Here is an 18435-nt window from a genome sequence, read left to right as displayed (position 1 = left end):
ATGCAAAATAAAAAACCTCTTTTGGTGTTTCAAACCGACTTTACGTATAAAGAAGGCGCCGTATCGTCTATGTACGGCGTTGTAAAAACCGTAGATTCTTCGCTTGAAATTATGGACGGAACTCACGAGCTTCCGCAGTTCGATACGTGGAGTGCAAGCTATCGCCTGTTCCAAAGCCTCGCCTTTTGGCCGAAGGGAACCATATACGTATCGGTCGTAGACCCCGGCGTCGGAACCGCGCGCCGCGCCTGCGTTGCAAAGACGGCAAACGGCTACTATGTGGTGTCTCCGGACAACGGCAGCCTTACCCACGTTAAGCGCTTTATGGGCATAACGGAGGTGCGCGAAATAGACGAAAAAATCAACCGTTTGCACAATAAAGAAACCGAAGGCGTTGCGATTTTTCACGGCAGAGATTTGTTCGGTTACTGCGCGGCGCGCTTGGCTTCGGGTATCATCGATTTTGAACACGTCGGTCCCGCCTATCCGGTCGAAGAAATAAAAGAACACAAAATCTACGAACCGTCCGCGGAAAACGGCGTCGTTAAAGGAGTCTTCGAAATCGACGATCCGAATTTCGGCAATCTGTGGACGAACATTCCGCTTGACTTTTTTAAATCGCAGGGATTTTCTTACGGCGAAAAAGTACGCGTGCGGATATTCCATAAGGACAAAAAAGTTTTCGACGAATCGATTTTGTTCCATCAAAGTTTCGGCTTTGCAAAAGAAAACGAGCCTATTATTTACAACAACGAATTGCGCCGTGTCGCTCTTGCCGTAAGCCGCGGCAGCTTTGAAAAACGGTATAACCTCGGCTTCGGCCCCGATTGGACGGTTGAGTTTTCGCGGTAAAAGGTACGAAGTCCCTGAACGGTTTCTTTTTTCATGCCTTATCGGAAGCCGCAGTTTTTTGTGAGTTTCGTTCATGCCGGCTCCGTTTTACACCCTTGACAGGGCGCCCGTATTTTGGTTGAATGCTGTAATAGGGGAGGAAATTTCCCCGATTATTGTTTTGCGAAACGGAGGTGTCGTATGAAAAAACTGTTTGCGTTTTCGACCAAAACTATCGTGGCGATCGGTTTGGGCGCCGCTTTGTTTATGGTGCTCTTTATGTATGTAAAAATTCCCAGCGGAATTCCCGAAACGTCGTTTCAAACGGCATACGGCTTGGGCGCTTTTTTTGCCGCGCTGTTCGGCCCTGTCGCCGGCGGACTTATCGCCTTTATCGGTCATGCGCTGTCGGATTCGATTCAATACGGTTCGGCATGGTGGAGCTGGATTATCGCAAGTTTTGCAGCCTGCTTTTTGATGGGCTTTTCCTATCCGTTTTTGAAAGTCGACGAAGGATTGTTTTCCGTTAAGGACGCACTGGTGTTCAATTTGATTCAAATCGGCTCGAATATCGTGGCATGGATTGTCGTCGCGCCGGTTTTGGATATTTTGATTTACAAAGAACCCGTCAACTTGGTCTTTGTTCAGGGGGCAACGGCCGCTTTGCTCAATTCGATTGCAACCGGCGTTATTGCCACCTTGCTTTTGTTTGCATACGCAAAAAGCCGTCCCAAAAAAGGCAGCTTGTCTAAAGAAGGCTGAGTTGTGCCGGAGCGTCCGGCTATAAAAAAAACGGACAAGGGGAACCCTTCGTCCGTTTTTTTTATTTATTTATAAAGTTTTGATATGGCAAAAAAACGACTTTCCGATTCTGCTATTTCTTTTTGCCCTGATTAGCGACGCCCGCCATTTTTTCGGCGATCGCTTTTTCATCTCCGAGGTATTTTTTCCCGATCACTTTAAAATTCTTGTCGAATTCGTATACGAGCGGGATCCCGGTCGGAATGTTCACTTCCAAAATCTGTTCTTTTGTCAGGTTTTCAAAATATTTTACGAGGGCGCGAAGCGAATTACCGTGAGCGACGATGAGCACGCGCTCTCCGTTTTGCATGTGCGGTTTGATTTCGCTTTCAAAATAGGGAACGGCGCGTTCGATTGTCGTCGCAAGGCTTTCGGTCAAGGGCAGCACGGATTTATCTTTTACCGTGCGGTACGCTTCCTGCAAGCGGGGACTGCGCTTGTCGTCTTCCGTCAAAGCCGGAGGCGTTACGTCGAAAGAGCGGCGCCAGATTTTTACCTGATCTTCGCCGTATTTTTCGGCGGTTTCGGCTTTATTCATTCCCTGCAGTGCGCCGTAGTGCCGTTCGTTCAGCTTCCATGTTTTTATGACGGGCAGCCATTCGCGATCCATCGATGCGAGCGCAAAGTTCAGTGTGTGTATCGCGCGCTTTAAAAACGACGTGTAGCAAATGTCAAAATCGAAGCCTTCTTTTTTTAATGTGATTCCGGCTTGTTTCGCTTCTTCCTGTCCCTTTTCGGACAATTCCACATCCGTCCAGCCGGTAAAAAGATTCAATTTGTTCCATTCGCTTTCGCCGTGGCGGATAAGTACCAATTTCATATACAACTCCCGTAAATTTCTAAAATAAACGAGTTTGCAACGCAAACTCGAGGTAAAAAGTGCCGACGCTATTTTAGGCGACACTTTTTATACCACTCCTATAAATCCCTATACCCTTACTATACCCGTTTGTGCCGTTTGAAACAAGCCGGTTCTTCGCGTTTGCCCGCGCCGCGGCAAGAGATCGTCGCGCGTCGGTTGAGCGTTCTGCCCGCTTTTCAGTCGTCGATTTTTTCGGCGTAAATGACCGTTGAGCGGTTTGTGCGTTCCCAGATGATTAAGCCGATTCCCGCAATGCATGCGCCGATGCCGATGATCCGGATAAGTATCAAGCCTACTTGGGCCGGAACGATAAACAAAACAAAGGCAAGCACGATGCTGACGGTAATTTCGGCGACGTACATCTTCGTATTGACGTTTGCCGAGCGGAGCTTTAAGGTTCCGTACACTTCCAGCGCCGCCGACAGCAGCAGGTAGACCGCAAGCATGTACACCATCGCCGTCCAAATGGCTCCGGCAAGAGCCAGCGGCAAAATGACGGCGATAAGCCCCGTTATAATGCCGAGTATGCCTCTGATTATAATAATCCTGCTGAAGTTTTTGTCGTCGATGGCTTTGCGCACATAGATGATGTTATACGCTCCGTTTAGAATGCCCGCGACGCCCAAGATAATAACGGCCGTTTTTACGACGGCTTCGGGCGCAAAAATCATCATCAAGCCGATAACGGCGGTCAATAAGCCCATTGCAATAATCGTTTTTCGCATAGTACACTCCCTGAACGATTATAACATAACCGGCCGGTTTTGTGTACTCTCGCGAGGATTTAACCGGAAATAAAAGTATATTGAAAGCGAGGCTGCCCGCTGCAGCGCAGTTGCATTTTTAGGGTAAAATTACCCGAGCAAAACATGCAAAACGCTTCGCGGCGCATGCCTCGCTCTTACGGCATCTTTTATTCGTGCGGAGGGTTTAATACCCGGGCGCTCTGCGTCGGGGTTGTTGATTTACGTTTCAAAAGTACAGTAAATATGAGGTTTTTTGTCCGGTTTTTGCTTTAATTTTGCTTTAAATAGCACAAAACGGCATAAAACGGCTTTAAAAGGCTTGCATAATTTTTTGATTTAGTGTATAAAAGGAATTCCGCATCGTGAAGCCTGTCAGGTGTTGCGTGCGGATTTTGTCCGTATTGAGCGGGCAAAAAGGGTTCTTTGAGAGTCAAGCGGCTTTTTGCGCAGGCAAAAAACCGGTGAAGCCGTAAAGGTCGGGCGTTGCCCGTATCAGGCTGTCACAACCCGCGGTATGCATGACGTCCGTCGTTGACGGTGTCTATTATGGTACAGTATCGGGGTGCTTGACTGAGATGCTTTAAAGCGTCTCCGGGCTCCGGGATGCCAAACCGGTCATCAAATGCAGATTTGGTGGCGATAGGTGGAATCCGGCCGGGATGATTGAATTGATAATCATCTTTGCAGTAAAAAACAATTCCGTTTTTCGGCCTTCACCTTTCTATCGCTTGGTATTCATCCTGTATTTAATGTGTGTATATGTGTTATACAGCACAATATTTTTTTTCGTGCCTTTAATCTGGTAAGGAGGATCAAATGGCAAAGGAAAAGTTCACAAGAACAAAACCGCACATGAACGTAGGTACTATCGGTCACGTTGACCACGGTAAAACCACCTTGTCTGCGGCGATTACATCGTATTGCGCCAAAAAATTCGGCGACAAGCAGCTGAAGTATGACGAAATCGATAATGCTCCGGAAGAAAAAGCCCGCGGTATTACCATCAATACGCGTCACTTGGAGTATCAGTCCGATAAAAGACACTATGCGCATATCGACTGTCCCGGTCACGCCGACTATATTAAGAACATGATTACCGGCGCCGCTCAGATGGACGGGGCCATTTTGGTTGTTTCGGCGCCCGATTCGGTTATGCCCCAGACCCGCGAGCATATTCTGCTTGCCCGTCAGGTAGGCGTTCCCAAAATTATTGTCTTTTTGAACAAGGTCGACCTTCTCGACGATCCCGATCTTATGGAATTGGTTGAAGAAGAAGTGCGTGACGTGCTTGAATCGTACGGTTTTTCGCGCGATACGCCCATTATAAAGGGTTCCGCGTTTAAAGCTTTGCAGGACGGCGCGACGGCCGAAGACACCGCTCCCATTCAGCAGTTGCTGGACACGATGGACTCGTATTTCGACGATCCCGTTCGCGATGAGCAGCTTCCCTTCCTTATGCCGATCGAAGACGTATTTACGATTTCCGGACGCGGTACTGTCGTTACGGGTCGTATCGAGCGCGGCGTAATCAATATGAACGAAGAAGTTGAAATCGTCGGTATTAAACCCACGCAAAAAACCGTTATTACCGGTATCGAAATGTTCAATAAACTGCTCGATCAGGGTATGGCGGGCGATAACGTCGGTCTTTTGCTTCGCGGTATCGATAAAAAAGCCGTTGAACGCGGTCAGGTTTTGGCGAAGCCGGGTACGATCAATCCGCACACCAAATTCGAAGCACAGATTTACGTTTTGTCCAAGGAAGAAGGCGGACGCCACAGCCCGTTCTTCTCTGGTTATCGCCCTCAGTTCTATTTCAGAACCACCGATATTACCGGAACCGTTACGCTGCCGCCGGGTGTTGACATGGTTAAGCCCGGTGACAACACGAAGATTATCGGCGAGCTGATTCACCCGATCGCTATGGATAAGGGGCTTAAGCTTGCTATCCGCGAAGGCGGACATACGATCGCTTCGGGCCAGGTAACCGAGGTTCTTGGTTAATAGGAAGTTGGATGCGGCGGCTTTCCGTTTGAGCTGAAGGCCGCCCTTTGTTTCTCTCGGAGGGAAAATGGCTACTGAAAAAATCCGTGTCAGGCTGCGCGCCTTTGATGCGGAGTTGATTGATCAAAGTGCAAAGTCTATTGTTCAGACTGTGCAAAAGGCGGGGGCCAAGGTTTCAGGGCCTATTCCTTTGCCTACAAAAATACAAAAGGTAACAGTGCTGCGCTCGCCCCACGTAAATAAAAAATCGCGCGAGCAATTTGAGATGCGCACGCATAAACGCCTTATAGATATTATTGAGCCGTCGGCGGATGTTATGGATTCTTTAATGAAACTTGAGTTGCCCGCCGGTGTTGATGTTGAAATAAAACAGTAACAACATATTGTTATAAACCGGTATCGGTCCCCCGGATCAGGGGATGGCGGCCGGATTGAGGAGATATCAGAATGAAAGGTCTGATTGCAAAAAAAACGGGCATGACTCAGGTATTCGATGAAAACGGCGACCTTACACCGGTAACCGTGATCCGCGTCGAGCCTAATACGGTTGTCGCCTTAAAAACAAAAGAAAAATTCGGCTACGATGCCGTTGTTCTCGGAATCGGAGAGCTGAAAGAATCGAAGATTTCCAAGCCGTATGCGGGATCTTTTCCCGAAAATGTAAAGCCCAAGCGGAATGTTAAAGAGTTCCGCAATTTCGGCGGCGAAGTTGCCGTGGGCGATACGGTCGGTGTTGAGCTTTTTAACGGCGTCCGCTTTGTGGATATAACCGCCGTTTCCAAAGGTAAGGGTACTCAGGGTGTCGTAAAGCGCTGGGGGTTCGGCGGCGGACGGGCTTCGCACGGTTCCAAATTTCACCGTGAAGCCGGATCGACCGGTCAGTGTACGTCTCCCGGCCGTTCTTTTAAAAACGTAAAGATGCCCGGCCGTATGGGCGGAGAACGCGTAACCGTTCAGAATTTGCGCGTCGTAAAAGTGGATCCGGAACTCGGAGTCGTAATGGTATGCGGCTCGGTGCCCGGAGTTAAAGATTGCATGCTGATTGTTAAGCCTGCGGTCAAAAAAGAAGCGTAACGGCGGGGAAGACAAATGGAAAAGAAAGTCTATTCTATCGATGGTAAAGAGCTGCGTACAATTCAATTGGATGACGCGGTGTTCGGTCTTCCGGTAAACGAAGATGTGATTTATTACGCCATTACAAACGAATTGGCGAATGCGCGTGTCGGAACGGCTTGTACAAAAGATCGTTCGGAAGTTCACGGCAGCAATGCAAAGCCGTATAAACAAAAAGGTACCGGACGTGCGCGCCGCGGTGATAAAAAATCTCCGCTTTTGCGCGGAGGCGGCGTTATTTTCGGGCCGAAGCCGAGAGATTTCAGCTATGCGCTGCCTAAAAAGGTAAAACGTTTGGCGATGAAGTCGATTTTAAGCATGAAAGCTCAGGACGACTCTTTGACGCTTATTGAAGATTTTACCGTTGAAAGCGGAAAAACAAAAGATTTTGCCGCGATTTTGAAGAATTTTTCAAACAACGAACGCACGGTGCTTGTGCTTAAAGACGACGATGCGAAAATCAAGCAGGCCGGACGCAATATTCCGACCCTGTCTTTTCTTTCGTACAACCGGCTTCGGGCGCACGACCTTTTTTACGGAAAAAAAGTGTTAATGCTTGAAAGTGCGGCGAAGAACTTGTCCGAGTTTTATAAACGGGAGGCCGAATAATGATCTACGAAGATATAATTATTGCGCCTGTATCGTCGGAAAAAGCGACCGAATTGCGCGAACAGGGAAAGTACGTATTTAAAGTTCATCCGAGCGCAACAAAACTTGAAATAAAAGAAGCGGTGCGCAGGCTTTTTAATGTAAAAGTTGCCGGCTGTACTACGATGAATGTGTTTGGAAAGATGAAGCGGGTGCGTTACCGCTCCGGCAGAACTTCCAGTTGGAAAAAGGCTATCGTCAAGCTGGCGCCTGGCGAAGTTATCAAGGTTTTCGAAGGCGTGTAGCCTTCGGCCGTATAAAAGGGGATCCTAATGGCTCTTAAATTATATAAGCCGATAACCGCAGGTACTCGCGGACGGGTAGACCTGCGGAAGGATGAATTGACCGCCGACAAGCCCGAAAAAAGCTTGACCAGCGGGATATCTTCCCGCGGCGGACGCGGTGCCGGCGGCCGTATTGCGGTAAGGCATCAGGGCGGCGGTCATAAACGCAGATACAGAGATATTGATTTTAAACGCGATAAGCACGGAATTCCGGGTACGGTACGGACCATCGAATACGATCCGAATCGCAGCGCCAACATTGCTTTGATTTTTTATGCCGACGGCGAAAAGCGCTATATTATCGCGCCTCAGGGGTTGACTGTCGGGCAAAAAATACTTTCGGGTGAAAACGCTTCTCCTACGGTCGGGAACGCGCTTCCTTTGGAAGCGATTCCGGTGGGATTTACGGTTCACAACATCGAATTGACGCTCGGCAGGGGCGGCCAGTTGGCCCGTTCGGCCGGAGCGAGCGCGCTTGTTGCGGCGAAAGAGGGTGATTATGTTTCTTTGCGCCTGCCCTCAAGCGAAGTGCGCCGCGTGCATAAAAAATGCTACGCAACGATCGGCGTTGTCGGCAACGAAGACCGCATGAACGTTCAGCTCGGTAAAGCCGGCCGCCGCAGATGGTTGGGGGTCCGGCCGTCGGTTCGCGGTATGGCCATGAACCCGGTCGACCACCCGCTCGGAGGCGGTGAAGGCGCCGGAAAGGGGCGCAACCCCGTTACTCCGTGGGGTCAGCCTTGTCGCGGATACAAAACCCGCAAAAAGCGGAAGGTGTCTAACAACTTTATTGTTACCCGCCGTAAGAAGTAGCAGAGGAGAATACCGTGTCAAGATCTGTTAAAAAAGGGCCTTTTATCGAAAAAAGCCTGTACAAAAAAGTAATCGAAATGAATAAAGCGGCGGACAGGAAGATGATTAAAACGTATTCCCGCTGTTCGACTATTATTCCCGAAATGGTCGGAAATACGATTTCGGTGTATAACGGCAAGTCGTGGGTTCCCGTGTATATAACGGAAAACCTTGTCGGACATAAGCTGGGCGAATTTTCGCCGACCCGTATTTTCCGCGGACATTCGGGTTCCGATAAAAAAGTCGAAAAATAGGTAGGTGGTTGCTATGGTTGAAACAAACGGATACAGAGCCGTAACAAAGTTCCTTGTGGCATCTCCTACAAAGGTTCGTCCGGTAGCGAATGTTATTAAGCGGAAAACGTGTTCTGAAGCGATGGCTATTCTTGAGAATATGCCGCAAAAAGGGGCAAGGCTTATCCGCGGTACCGTTAAATCGGCGGTATCCAATGCCCTTTCGTTAAATAAAAAACTCGATGAAGATATGCTCTACGTGAAGGAAATTCGAATTGACGAAGGTCCTCGTTTGAAAAGGGTGTGGTTCCGCGGTAAAGGGCGTGCGGATATGCTTTTACGGCGTATGTGTCATATTACCGTTGTCGTAGCTGAAAAGGCGGGGGAATAAAATGGGACAAAAAGTAAACCCTATCGGATTGCGTTTGGGAATAAATAAAACGTGGCAGTCCCGCTGGTATGCGGATCCTCGCGAATATGCCGATTTGGTACTCGAAGATCTGAAAATCAGAAAAATGATTCAGGATTTGCCCGAGTGTAAAAATGCCGATATCGCCGATATCGAAATCGTGCGTCATCCGCAGCGCGTTACCATTGTCATCCATACGGCGCGCCCCGGAGTTATCATCGGTATTAAGGGCGCCAACATCGAAAAAATCGGTGCGGAAATCCAAAAGCATTTGACGAAAAAGATTCAGATTAAAATCAAAGAAATCAAGCGCGCGGAAATCAACGCTACACTTGTTGCGCAAAGCGTCGCGCGCCAGCTGGTAAACCGCGGTTCGTTCCGCAAGGCTTTGAAGCAATCCTGCTCGAGCGCAATAAAAACCGGCGCTCAGGGCGTAAAAATCCGCATAAGCGGCCGCTTGGGCGGTTCGGAAATGTCGCGCACCGAAGAGCATAAAGAAGGACGCGTTCCTCTTCATACTCTGCGCGCGGATATCGATTACGGTTTTGCCGAAGCGCTTACCACGTTCGGTAAAATCGGCGTTAAAGTGTGGGTGTACAACGGCATGATGTACGGCCGCGAACAAAACGAAGATGCCGGCCAACTTTTGAAAAAGCGGCGCGATCGGCCCGAACGCAAAGATTTTTCGTCACCGGATCACTCCGGTAAAAAGAGCGACGCTCGGGGCAAAAAAGGCCCGCAGGCTGCAGCCGCTTCCGATGAAAAGAGTGCGGCAAAAAAACAGGCGGCTGCCAAAGCTGAAAATACGGCTGCCGGCACCGAAGGCGCGGCCGATTCCGCTGCGGCAGAAAGGAGTTAAGTATGGCGTTGAGTCCTAAAAGAGTTTTGCACCGCAAAGTGCAGCGCGGAAGAATAAAGGGCAACGCTACGCGCGGCTGTCATATCGATTTCGGCAACATCGCTTTGGTCGCGCTGGAGCCCGTATGGCTTTCGGCAAAACACATAGAAGCCGCCCGTGTCGCGTTGAATCGTAAAATTAACCGTAACGGTCAGGTGTGGATCCGGATTTTCCCGGATAAACCCATTTCCAAAAAACCGGCCGATACCCGCATGGGTAAGGGAAAGGGCGCTCCCGAATTTTGGGCAGCGGTAATAAAGCCCGGTCAGATATTGTTTGAAATCGGCGGTGTCGATATGAACTTGGCCGAGCAGGCAATCAAGCTTGCGGGAAGCAAACTTCCGATAAAAACGAAGATTGCTTATCGCACTGCGGTGGAGTAAGAGGTATCGTAGATGGCGAAAGAAAAAAAAGATAAAGAACTGTCTTATTCCGAGCTTGTTGCAAAGCGGAATGAGCTTAAAAGAAAGTATATGGATTTTCGGTTTCAAATGGCGGTCGGCCATGTGGATAAACCGATTCAAAAGCGTACCATGCGCCGCGAAATAGCGCTCATAAATACGCTGATCCGGCAAAAGGAAATTGCCGGTTTGGATAAGTAGGAGTTGACCCGTGGAAGAACAAGCAGTGCAAAAAAAGAAGTCGAAGCGTTCTTTTGTCGGAATCGTAACCAGCGATAAGATGGATAAAACCATCGTCGTGTCGGTGTCGACAAAAAAGCTGCACAGACTTTATAAAAAGTATGTAACGCGCGTCAAAAAATGCAAAGCGCACGATGAAACCAACAGCGCCCACATCGGCGATCGCGTGCGTATTGTCGAGTGCAGGCCTTTAAGCCGCGAAAAATGCTGGCGGCTTGCCGAAATTATTGAACAGGCCAAATAAGGAGCAATGTATGATTCAAATGCAAACAAATTTGAACGTAGCCGATAACTCCGGAGCAAAGGTCGTTCAGTGTATTAAAGTTATCGGCGGCTCGAAGCGCAGATATGCAAGTATCGGCGACGTTATCGTTGTAGCGGTAAAGGATGCCATTCCTACTTCCGCGATTAAAAAGGGATCGGTTGAAAAAGCCGTTATCGTGCGCATCGCAAAGGAATACCGCCGTTCCGACGGAACCTATATCCGTTTTGACGACAATGCCTGTGTTATTGTCGATGCGGCGAACAATCCCAAGGGTAAACGCGTATTCGGTCCGGTAGCCCGCGAGCTCCGCGACATGGATTATATGAGAATCGTATCGCTGGCCCCGGAAGTTCTGTAACGGGTCTTGAGGAGTTGTTGATTTATGGAAAAGAAATTCAAGATTCGTAAAGACGATCAGGTGGAAATCATCGCCGGAAAAGATAAGGGTAAGCGCGGAAACGTTATCCGCGTGATCCGTGATAAGGATCGCGTTATTGTTGCCGGCTGCAATATCGTAAAAAAGGCGATGAAAAAACGCAATCCGCAGGACAGAGGCGGTATTGCCGAAGTTGAAGCCCCGCTGCATATTTCAAACGTAGCGATCGTGTGCAAAAAATGCGGTCCTACCAAAATCGGATATAAAATCGACGGCGATAAAAAAATTCGTGTTTGCCGTAAATGTGGAGATACCCTGTAATGAGCAATTACGTACCCCGGCTTAAGAAAGTCTATAAAGACAAAATCGCTCCCGAGCTTTTTAAAGAGCTCGGTTATACGTCCGTTATGCAAATCCCCGCGCTGAAAAAAGTCGTGGTAAGCATGGGCGTCGGCGAAGCTCTCACAAATAAGAAACTCCTTGATGCCGCAGTGACCGATATCACTCTTATTACCGGTCAAAAAGCTGTGAAAACAAAGGCTAAAAAGAGTATCGCAAACTTTAAACTCCGTGAGGGCAACGAAGTGGGTGTAATGGTCACCTTGAGAGGCGCCTATATGTATGAATTTTTGGACCGCCTCATCAATGTCGCCTTACCCCGCGTTAAGGACTTCCGCGGCGTCAATCCGAACGGATTCGACGGACACGGAAATTATTCTCTCGGTATTACGGAACAAATTATTTTCCCCGAAATTGACTTCGATAAAATCGAGCGCATTTCCGGTATGAATATCAGTATCGTAACAAGTGCACGCACGGACAGCGATGCCCGCGCTTTGCTTACCAAGTTCGGAATGCCTTTTAGGAAGTGAGGAGAGCATGGCAAGAAAGTCAATGATTATTAAAGCCGCCCGCACGCCGAAGTACAGCACCAGATTGGTGCACCGGTGCAAGATATGCGGCCGCCCCCGCGGATATTTACGGAAATACAAGATGTGCCGTCTTTGTTTCCGCAAGTTAGCCAGTGAAGGCCTGTTACCGGGCGTTACAAAATCCAGTTGGTAGAAGGCAGGAGTACAGTATGAGTGTTTCAGACCCCATCGCAGATATGCTTACCAAAGTTCGGAATGCGGTAAGAGCGCGCCACGAAAAAGTGGACGTGCCCACATCCAAATTAAAACTGGAAATCGTAAAGATCTTAAAAACGGAAGGCTATATTAAAAACTTTAAAAAGGTAACGCAAGACAGCAGCAACGTTATTCGGATCTTTCTTAAATATGATGATGAAAACGTGCCGGTTATTCACGATTTGCAAAAGGTTTCGACGCCCGGACGCCGCGTGTATGCCGGATATAAAGATTTGCCCCGTGTATATAACGGGTACGGAACGGTCATCGTGTCGACGTCCGCCGGTGTTACAACCGGCAAAAAAGCGGCCGAAAAGATGGTCGGCGGCGAATTGATTTGCACCGTCTGGTAAGGAGAAAGGAAGTATGTCGAGAATAGGAAAACTTCCCGTAGCCATTCCGGCGGGAGTAAAATTAACGGCCGGCGGTAATCTTATTACCGTTGAAGGCCCCAAGGGAAAGCTTACCCAGGATTACAACGATTTGGTGAAAATCGATATTGAAGAGGGTAAAGCGGTCGTTACGAGGATGAACGATACGAAAAGCGCGCGCGCCGCTCACGGTTTGTACCGCAGCCTTATACGGAACATGGTGATCGGCGTAACCGACGGCTTTACAAAAAGCCTTATCATAAACGGAGTCGGTTTCCGCGCCGAAGTTCAGGGAAAGATGCTGGTTATGAACCTCGGGTATTCCACCGATTTTATTGCGGTTATTCCGGAAGGTTTAACGGTTACGGCGGACGCTCAGGGAAAAATCAGTATAACGGGTATCAATAAACAGCTGGTGGGCGAGTTTGCTTCGCAGCTGCGCCGTTTGCGCAAACCGGAGCCGTATAAGGGCAAGGGCGTGCGCTACGAAACCGAAGTTATTAAACGCAAAGTCGGTAAGGCCGGCGTAAAATAAGGGTGTTTGTTATGATTAAGAAATTAAACGATAAAAATCGGAAACGCTTAAAAAGGAAAATTCATATTCGGAAACACCTGCGCGGAACGGCAGCTCGTCCCCGTATGACCGTTACGAAAAGCAATTGCAATTTGTACGTACAGGTTATCGACGACGACGAAGGCAAAACGCTTGCGTCCGTTTCCACATTGGAAAAAGATTTTGCATCGCTTAAACCCAATATCAAGGGCGGCGAGGCCATCGGCGAAGCGATGGGCAAGCGTCTTTCCGAAAAGAAAATTACGACGGTTGTGTTCGATCGTAACGGGTACCTCTACCATGGCGTAGTAAAAGCCATTGCCGACGGCGCCCGCAAAGCCGGAATCGTATTCTAGGAGAAGCTATGGAACACCAGAGAAATCATGATAGAGATCAGCAAAAAGAATTTGTTGAAAAACTTGTAAAACTGAACCGTACCGCCAAAGTCGTAAAGGGCGGCCGCCGCTTTTCCTTTTCCGCGCTGACGGTTGTCGGTGATCAAAAAGGCCGCGTCGGCTACGGGTTCGGCAAAGCGAATGACGTTACCGAAGCGATTAAAAAGAGTATCGATAAGGCCAAGCGCAATATGATTACGGTGCCGCTGCGGCACGGAACCTTGCCGCACGAAAGTGCCGCAAAGTTTAAGGGTTCTTCCGTGCTTTTGATTCCCGCCTGTTCGGGAACCGGTATTATCGCCGGCGGTCCGGTGCGCGCCATTATGGAAGCGGCCGGCGCTACCGACGTTATGTCAAAATCGCTCGGCTCGAACGCATCGGTTAACGTAGTGCGCGCGACTTTTAAAGCGGTTGAAAACCTGATGGATGCCGCAACGGTTGCAAAAAACCGGGGCAAACATTTAAAGGATATGTGGGGTTAAACAATGGCTAAAGCGAAAAAAATCAAAATAACGCTTGTAAAAAGCACGATCGGGCAAAAACCCGCAAAGCGGGCGACCGTCCGTTGTTTGGGATTAAAGAAGATCGACTCTTTTGTGGAGCAGGAACCGACCCCGTCCGTTTTAGGCATGGTTGCATCCGTTTCTCATTTGGTAAAAGTTGAGGAGATATGATGTCTGAATTAGTTCTTTCCGCGCCTCAGGGTGCGAACAAAAAAAAGCGCATCGTCGGCCGAGGCTCGTCTTCCGGAAGAGGAACGACTGCCGGCCGCGGCAATAAGGGACAGCAATCCCGTTCCGGCGGAAAAACCTATGTCGGTTTTGAAGGCGGTCAAATGCCGCTGTACCGCCGCATTGCGCGCCGCGGTTTTTCGAATTATCCGTACCGCAAAGAATATGCGGTCGTAAACCTTGAGCTTATCGCCGCGAAATTTGCCGAAGGCGATACCGTTAACCGCGAATCGCTCATCGAAAAGGGCCTTTTGAAAAAATCGGCGCTTTTGGTGAAAATTCTCGGAAACGGCGATGTCGATAAAAAGCTGACCGTTTGCGCGGATAAGGTTTCCGCGGGAGCAAAAGAAAAAATAGAAAAAGCCGGCGGAAGCGTTTCCGTTTCCGGCGAGTAATCCGGCGGGTGTATTATGGCGAATAATCCTATTGTCAATATGTTCAGGGTAAAGGAACTGCGCGACCGCGTCTTTTTTACCGTAATAATTCTTGCCGTTTTCAGACTCGGCAGCGTACTGACCGTACCGGGAATCAGCCCTCATGCGTTGACGGCGTATTTTTCTTCGCTGACGAAGGGCAATCCCTTTGTGGATTATATGGACTTTTTTGCCGGCGGCGCTTTTTCAAACTTTTCGGTATTTATGCTCGGCGTTATGCCCTACATTTCGACTCAGATTATCATGCAGCTTGCGCTGATTATTTTTCCGAGTTTAAAACGGATTGTACAGGAAGACGGCGGCCAAAAAAAGTTTCAGGCATGGACGAGAATCGGTACGGTATTTGTGTGTATTTTGCAGGCTTCGGCTCTTACGGCTTACGCGTATTACGTTCCCGGTGCCGTCGTTATTTCGAACGGCGTTTTATTCAGAGTGCTTTTCGTATTGACCGTTACGACGGGCACCATGATAACGATTTGGCTGGGCGAACAAATAACGGAACGCGGAATCGGCAACGGAATCTCGATGATTATCTTTGCCGGTATCGTTGCCCGTCTTCCTTCGGCCGTGTATGAATTGGGAAAACTCATAAATGAGCAGGGCAGCCAAATGCTTGTAAAAAGCGTTGTCGTGCTCGTGATGTTTGTCGCCATTATCGCCTTTGTCGTGTACGAACAGCAGGGCGAGCGCAAAATCCCCGTTCACTATGCAAAGCGCGTTATCGGCCGCAAAATGTACGGCGGCCAAAGCATGTACATTCCTTTTAAAATCAATCCGTCGGGCGTTATTCCGATCATCTTTGCTTCTTCGTTTTTAACGTTCCCTTTGCAGATTGCTTCGAGTTTGGGACCGAACGTACGCTGGCTGAGCAGGGTTGCGGCCGTGCTTTCGCCTGCAGGTTTGCTGTATAATGTTTTGCTCGTGCTTTTGATTATATTTTTTGCGTATTTTTATACACAGGTAACTTTAAACCCCACCGAAATCGCAAAAAATATTCGGGAAAACGGCGGTTCGATTCCCGGCATCAGAACGGACAAAACGGAAGAGTATATGCAAAAGGTTTTGAACCGGCTTGTGCTGCCCGGTTCTTTGTACCTTGCAATTATTGCGGTTATTCCGACCGTTATTCAAAATGCGTTCGGCTTTCCGCAAAATATTTCCATGCTTATGGGCGGTACTTCGCTTTTGATTTTAGTCGGCGTCGACTTGGACACAATGAGCCAAATTGAAGCGCTGCTCAAAATGCACCACCATGACGGTTTGGTAAAAAAAGGAAGACTGCGCTCGCGCAATCTGTAGCACAGCGTTTAGTTAAACAGGAGTTACTATGAAAGTACGAACAAGTGTAAAGCCTATTTGCGACAAATGCAAGGTAATCAAAAGAGCCGGCGTTGTCCGGATTATTTGTTCCAACCCCAAGCATAAACAGCGCCAGGGCTGAGCCCAAGGAGTAGTTGAATGGCTCGAATTGCGGGAGTTGACCTCCCTAATAAACATGTCAATATCGCATTGACGTATATTTACGGAATCGGACGTTCTTCCGCCGCCGAAATCTGCGCGAAAACGAAAATAGATCCGGAACGCATGATGAACGATCTTTCGCAGGATGAAGTTGCGGCTTTGCGTACGCTCATAGACGGCGAGTATAAAGTTGAAGGACGTTTGCGCTCCGAAATCGGATTGAACATTAAACGCCTTATGGATATCGGCTGCTATCGCGGCTTCCGGCACAGAAAAGGGCTTCCTGTCCGCGGACAGCGCACCCGCACAAACGCACGCACCCGCAAAGGTAAGAAAAAGACCGTTGCCGGCAAGAAGAAATAAGGTGGAGGCAGTATAAATGGCGACTGTAAAAAAACGGAAAGAAAAAAAGACCGTATACGAAGGTAATGTCTATATTCAAGCGACGTTCAACAACACGATTATCACCATTACCGATTTGCAGGGAAACGCGCTTTCGTGGGCTTCTTCCGGCGGATTGGGCTTTAGAGGCGCAAAAAAATCGACGCCCTTTGCCGCTCAGTCGGTAGCCGAAACCGCCGTGCAAAAAGCGGTCAGCTACGGTTTGCGCGAAGTTCACGTTTTTGTAAAAGGCCCGGGCGTCGGCAGGGAATCTGCCGTCCGTTCTTTGGGAGCTCTCGGCTTAAAAGTAAAATCCATCAGCGATGTTACGCCGATTCCCCACAACGGTTGCCGCCCGCGCAAAACACGCCGTATGTAATCGGAAAATTTTTCCGGTTTACTATATAATGTTGCGGTATACGGTTTCGGCCGCAGCCGCAGCGAGCCGATGTAACGGATTTTGCTTGCAAAAAGCGATCCGTAATCGCGCTTTATTCGAAACGATAAGGAGTCCCGATGGCCCGTAAAAATCTGTTGCAGGGATTTAAAACACCGAAAGGGATTACATTTGAGCATATTGAAACGAATCCGAACTACGGAAAGTTTACCGCTTATCCCTTCGAACCCGGTTTCGGTACTACGGTCGGAAATACGCTGCGCCGGGTGCTGCTTTCCAGTATTCAAGGATATGCGGTTACGTCGGTCCGTATCACGTCGTATGATACCGACGGCGTTCCGCATGTTATTTCCAGCGAATTCGAAAGTATTCCCGATGTGGTTGAAGACGCGCTGGAAGTACTGAACAATCTGAAGCAAATCCGCTTTAAGCTTGACGGCGATACGGAACAGGAAACGTTTTTATTCGAATTTAAAGGACCGGGAAAGATTTCCGGCGATATGTTCGAACGCGCTCCCCAGCTTCAAGTGATGTCGAAGGGCGTGCACGTTTTTACGATGATGGATAATGCCCGCCTCGAATTCGAAATTCAAGTCGATTTGGGACGCGGCTACGTTCCCGCCGAAGAAAACGAACGCTATATCGAAGTTGTCGGAACGATTCCGATGGACGCGATTTTTACGCCCATATCGAAGGTAAAGTACGCAATCGAGCCCTGCCGCGTCGGTCAGCGCAACGATTACGATAAGCTTGTTATGGAAATATGGACCGACGGCAGCGTCAGTCCCGAAGACGCTCTTGCCGAAGCCGCGAAAATCGCAAAAGATCATTTTTCGATTTTCATCAATTTTAACGACAGCGAAATCGGCCGCGGCGATGAAATCGACGAGGGCGACGAGCGGATCAAACAGCTTTTGAACACGCCGGTTGAAGAACTCGAACTTTCGGTGCGGTCTTCGAACTGTCTGAAAAACGCCAACATCCATACAATCGGCGAACTGACGAAAAAGACGGAAGACGATATTGCCAAAACCCGCAACTTCGGCAAAAAAAGTTTGTCCGAAATCAAGGATAAACTCCTTGAATGGAACCTTAATCTCGGTATGACGGATTACAGTCATCTGAAAAATGCGGTAAATTTAACGAAGAAAAAGGAAGAATCAGATGAATCATAAAAACGGATTTAATCCCCTTTCCCGCACGGCGTCTCACCGCCGGGCAATGTCGCGGAACATGGTAACGTCGCTGTTCAGATACGAGCGGATCACGACGACGAAGGCTAAGGCGCTTGAAGTGCGCAAAGCCGCGGAAAAACTTATTACGCGAAGTAAGGTCGACAGCGTTCACAACCGCCGTCAAGCGGCGCGCTTTATCGCCGACGAAGTAATTTTGGCAAAATTGTTTACCGATATCGGACCGCGCATGAAAGAACGCAACGGCGGCTACACCCGCATCTTAAAGTTGGGTTTCCGCCAGGGCGATGCGGCCGACTTGGTTATTCTCGAATTGGTGGATTACAAACTCGACACATCTTCAAAAGATAAAGACGCAAAAAAAGACGAAAAAGGCGCAAAGGCCGCTCCCAAAGCCAAAGGCACGGAAAAGGCCGATACGAAGGCTAA

General features: G+C 48.8%; 30 protein-coding genes and 2 pseudogenes. 30 read left to right on the top strand and 2 right to left on the bottom strand.

Going from position 1 to position 18435, the window contains the following annotated elements; all coding sequences use genetic code 11:
- The gene (locus HMPREF9194_RS09765; protein ID WP_016526207.1) at nt 1-852 is read left to right on the top strand and encodes an SAM hydrolase/SAM-dependent halogenase family protein; all 852 of its coding nucleotides are present in this window, start codon (nt 1-3) and stop codon (nt 850-852) included.
- A 180-nt stretch (nt 853-1032) separates the two neighbouring features.
- On the top strand, nt 1033-1593 hold the full coding sequence (locus HMPREF9194_RS09760) for an ECF-type riboflavin transporter substrate-binding protein (RefSeq protein WP_016526206.1): 561 nt from the start codon (nt 1033-1035) through the stop codon (nt 1591-1593).
- A gap of 112 nt (nt 1594-1705) precedes the next feature.
- Here HMPREF9194_RS09760 and gpmA read toward each other — a convergent pair whose 3' ends face one another.
- Together gpmA and HMPREF9194_RS09750 are read right to left on the bottom strand one after the other, a co-directional pair.
- Entirely contained in the window at nt 1706-2452 is a 747-nt protein-coding gene (gene gpmA, locus HMPREF9194_RS09755; protein WP_016526205.1) for a 2,3-diphosphoglycerate-dependent phosphoglycerate mutase, read from the bottom strand.
- A gap of 218 nt (nt 2453-2670) precedes the next feature.
- Nucleotides 2671-3219 carry a DUF308 domain-containing protein gene (locus tag HMPREF9194_RS09750; protein ID WP_016526204.1) on the bottom strand — a complete coding sequence of 183 codons (549 nt, stop codon included), beginning with the start codon at nt 3217-3219 and terminating at the stop codon, nt 2671-2673.
- Between the two features lie 837 nt (nt 3220-4056).
- Between HMPREF9194_RS09750 and tuf the strand changes: the two genes are divergently transcribed.
- The 28 genes and pseudogenes from tuf to rplQ all read left to right on the top strand — a co-directional run.
- Nucleotides 4057-5244 (top strand): elongation factor Tu, encoded by a 1188-nt coding sequence (gene tuf, locus HMPREF9194_RS09745; RefSeq protein ID WP_016526203.1) that lies wholly within the window; start codon nt 4057-4059, stop codon nt 5242-5244.
- Nucleotides 5245-5311: 67 nt separating this feature from the next.
- Nucleotides 5312-5620 (top strand): 30S ribosomal protein S10, encoded by a 309-nt coding sequence (gene rpsJ / locus HMPREF9194_RS09740; protein ID WP_016526202.1) that lies wholly within the window; start codon nt 5312-5314, stop codon nt 5618-5620.
- Between the two features lie 71 nt (nt 5621-5691).
- Nucleotides 5692-6318 carry a 50S ribosomal protein L3 gene (gene rplC, locus HMPREF9194_RS09735; protein ID WP_016526201.1) on the top strand — a complete coding sequence of 209 codons (627 nt, stop codon included), beginning with the start codon at nt 5692-5694 and terminating at the stop codon, nt 6316-6318.
- 15 nt (nt 6319-6333) lie between these two features.
- A complete protein-coding gene (rplD, locus tag HMPREF9194_RS09730; RefSeq protein WP_016526200.1) occupies nt 6334-6966 on the top strand; it encodes a 50S ribosomal protein L4 in 633 nt (210 codons plus the stop codon).
- A complete protein-coding gene (locus tag HMPREF9194_RS09725) occupies nt 6966-7250 on the top strand; it encodes a 50S ribosomal protein L23 (protein ID WP_016526199.1) in 285 nt (94 codons plus the stop codon). Before rplD ends, HMPREF9194_RS09725 begins: the two co-directional genes overlap by 1 nt.
- 27 nt (nt 7251-7277) lie before the next feature.
- The gene (rplB, locus tag HMPREF9194_RS09720) at nt 7278-8102 is read left to right on the top strand and encodes a 50S ribosomal protein L2 (RefSeq protein WP_016526198.1); all 825 of its coding nucleotides are present in this window, start codon (nt 7278-7280) and stop codon (nt 8100-8102) included.
- A gap of 14 nt (nt 8103-8116) precedes the next feature.
- Nucleotides 8117-8395, top strand: coding sequence for a 30S ribosomal protein S19 (rpsS, locus tag HMPREF9194_RS09715; protein WP_016526197.1), 279 nt, complete (start codon nt 8117-8119; stop codon nt 8393-8395).
- 13 nt (nt 8396-8408) lie between these two features.
- Entirely contained in the window at nt 8409-8765 is a 357-nt protein-coding gene (gene rplV / locus HMPREF9194_RS09710; protein ID WP_016526196.1) for a 50S ribosomal protein L22, read from the top strand.
- A 1-nt stretch (nt 8766) separates the two neighbouring features.
- Nucleotides 8767-9459 (top strand): annotated as a pseudogene (gene rpsC / locus HMPREF9194_RS09705) (30S ribosomal protein S3); the annotation flags it as partial.
- Between the two features lie 185 nt (nt 9460-9644).
- Nucleotides 9645-10064 carry a 50S ribosomal protein L16 gene (gene rplP, locus HMPREF9194_RS09700; protein WP_016526194.1) on the top strand — a complete coding sequence of 140 codons (420 nt, stop codon included), beginning with the start codon at nt 9645-9647 and terminating at the stop codon, nt 10062-10064.
- A 12-nt stretch (nt 10065-10076) separates the two neighbouring features.
- Complete coding sequence (rpmC, locus tag HMPREF9194_RS09695) at nt 10077-10283, top strand: 50S ribosomal protein L29 (RefSeq protein ID WP_016526193.1); 207 nt, start codon at nt 10077-10079, stop codon at nt 10281-10283.
- A 10-nt stretch (nt 10284-10293) separates the two neighbouring features.
- Nucleotides 10294-10566 (top strand): 30S ribosomal protein S17, encoded by a 273-nt coding sequence (gene rpsQ, locus HMPREF9194_RS09690; protein ID WP_016526192.1) that lies wholly within the window; start codon nt 10294-10296, stop codon nt 10564-10566.
- Between the two features lie 10 nt (nt 10567-10576).
- Nucleotides 10577-10945, top strand: coding sequence for a 50S ribosomal protein L14 (gene rplN, locus HMPREF9194_RS09685; RefSeq protein ID WP_016526191.1), 369 nt, complete (start codon nt 10577-10579; stop codon nt 10943-10945).
- Nucleotides 10946-10969: 24 nt separating this feature from the next.
- The gene (gene rplX, locus HMPREF9194_RS09680; RefSeq protein WP_016526190.1) at nt 10970-11284 is read left to right on the top strand and encodes a 50S ribosomal protein L24; all 315 of its coding nucleotides are present in this window, start codon (nt 10970-10972) and stop codon (nt 11282-11284) included.
- On the top strand, nt 11284-11835 hold the full coding sequence (rplE, locus tag HMPREF9194_RS09675) for a 50S ribosomal protein L5 (RefSeq protein ID WP_016526189.1): 552 nt from the start codon (nt 11284-11286) through the stop codon (nt 11833-11835). Before rplX ends, rplE begins: the two co-directional genes overlap by 1 nt.
- A gap of 7 nt (nt 11836-11842) precedes the next feature.
- Complete coding sequence (locus tag HMPREF9194_RS12165; RefSeq protein ID WP_016526188.1) at nt 11843-12028, top strand: type Z 30S ribosomal protein S14; 186 nt, start codon at nt 11843-11845, stop codon at nt 12026-12028.
- Between the two features lie 16 nt (nt 12029-12044).
- The gene (rpsH, locus tag HMPREF9194_RS09670) at nt 12045-12443 is read left to right on the top strand and encodes a 30S ribosomal protein S8 (protein ID WP_016526187.1); all 399 of its coding nucleotides are present in this window, start codon (nt 12045-12047) and stop codon (nt 12441-12443) included.
- 13 nt (nt 12444-12456) lie between these two features.
- Nucleotides 12457-12996 carry a 50S ribosomal protein L6 gene (gene rplF, locus HMPREF9194_RS09665; protein WP_016526186.1) on the top strand — a complete coding sequence of 180 codons (540 nt, stop codon included), beginning with the start codon at nt 12457-12459 and terminating at the stop codon, nt 12994-12996.
- An 11-nt stretch (nt 12997-13007) separates the two neighbouring features.
- A complete protein-coding gene (gene rplR / locus HMPREF9194_RS09660) occupies nt 13008-13370 on the top strand; it encodes a 50S ribosomal protein L18 (RefSeq protein WP_016526185.1) in 363 nt (120 codons plus the stop codon).
- Between the two features lie 8 nt (nt 13371-13378).
- Nucleotides 13379-13891, top strand: a complete 513-nt coding sequence (rpsE, locus tag HMPREF9194_RS09655; protein WP_016526184.1) for a 30S ribosomal protein S5 — start codon at nt 13379-13381, stop codon at nt 13889-13891.
- Between the two features lie 3 nt (nt 13892-13894).
- Nucleotides 13895-14083 carry a 50S ribosomal protein L30 gene (gene rpmD, locus HMPREF9194_RS09650; protein ID WP_016526183.1) on the top strand — a complete coding sequence of 63 codons (189 nt, stop codon included), beginning with the start codon at nt 13895-13897 and terminating at the stop codon, nt 14081-14083.
- Nucleotides 14083-14535: a 50S ribosomal protein L15 gene (gene rplO, locus HMPREF9194_RS09645; RefSeq protein WP_016526182.1), complete on the top strand. Its 453-nt coding sequence runs from the start codon at nt 14083-14085 to the stop codon at nt 14533-14535. The genes rpmD and rplO overlap by 1 nt, the downstream gene beginning before the upstream one ends.
- Before the next feature lie 15 nt (nt 14536-14550).
- Nucleotides 14551-15873, top strand: a complete 1323-nt coding sequence (gene secY, locus HMPREF9194_RS09640) for a preprotein translocase subunit SecY (RefSeq protein ID WP_016526181.1) — start codon at nt 14551-14553, stop codon at nt 15871-15873.
- Between the two features lie 28 nt (nt 15874-15901).
- On the top strand, nt 15902-16015 hold the full coding sequence (rpmJ, locus tag HMPREF9194_RS12160; protein ID WP_016526180.1) for a 50S ribosomal protein L36: 114 nt from the start codon (nt 15902-15904) through the stop codon (nt 16013-16015).
- Between the two features lie 17 nt (nt 16016-16032).
- A complete protein-coding gene (rpsM, locus tag HMPREF9194_RS09635; protein WP_016526179.1) occupies nt 16033-16398 on the top strand; it encodes a 30S ribosomal protein S13 in 366 nt (121 codons plus the stop codon).
- Between the two features lie 16 nt (nt 16399-16414).
- Complete coding sequence (gene rpsK / locus HMPREF9194_RS09630) at nt 16415-16795, top strand: 30S ribosomal protein S11 (RefSeq protein ID WP_016526178.1); 381 nt, start codon at nt 16415-16417, stop codon at nt 16793-16795.
- Nucleotides 16796-16932: 137 nt separating this feature from the next.
- The gene (locus tag HMPREF9194_RS09625; protein WP_016526177.1) at nt 16933-17988 is read left to right on the top strand and encodes a DNA-directed RNA polymerase subunit alpha; all 1056 of its coding nucleotides are present in this window, start codon (nt 16933-16935) and stop codon (nt 17986-17988) included.
- Nucleotides 17978-18371: pseudogene (rplQ, locus tag HMPREF9194_RS12515) on the top strand (50S ribosomal protein L17); the annotation flags it as partial. The gene HMPREF9194_RS09625 and the pseudogene rplQ, both read left to right, overlap by 11 nt.
- Between the last annotated feature and the right edge of the window lie 64 nt (nt 18372-18435).

This window comes from Treponema maltophilum ATCC 51939, assembly GCF_000413055.1.
Lineage (GTDB): Bacteria > Spirochaetota > Spirochaetia > Treponematales > Treponemataceae > Treponema_C > Treponema_C maltophilum.
Note: the sequence above shows the minus strand (reverse complement) of the source record. Positions and strands in the feature narration are given on the sequence as shown.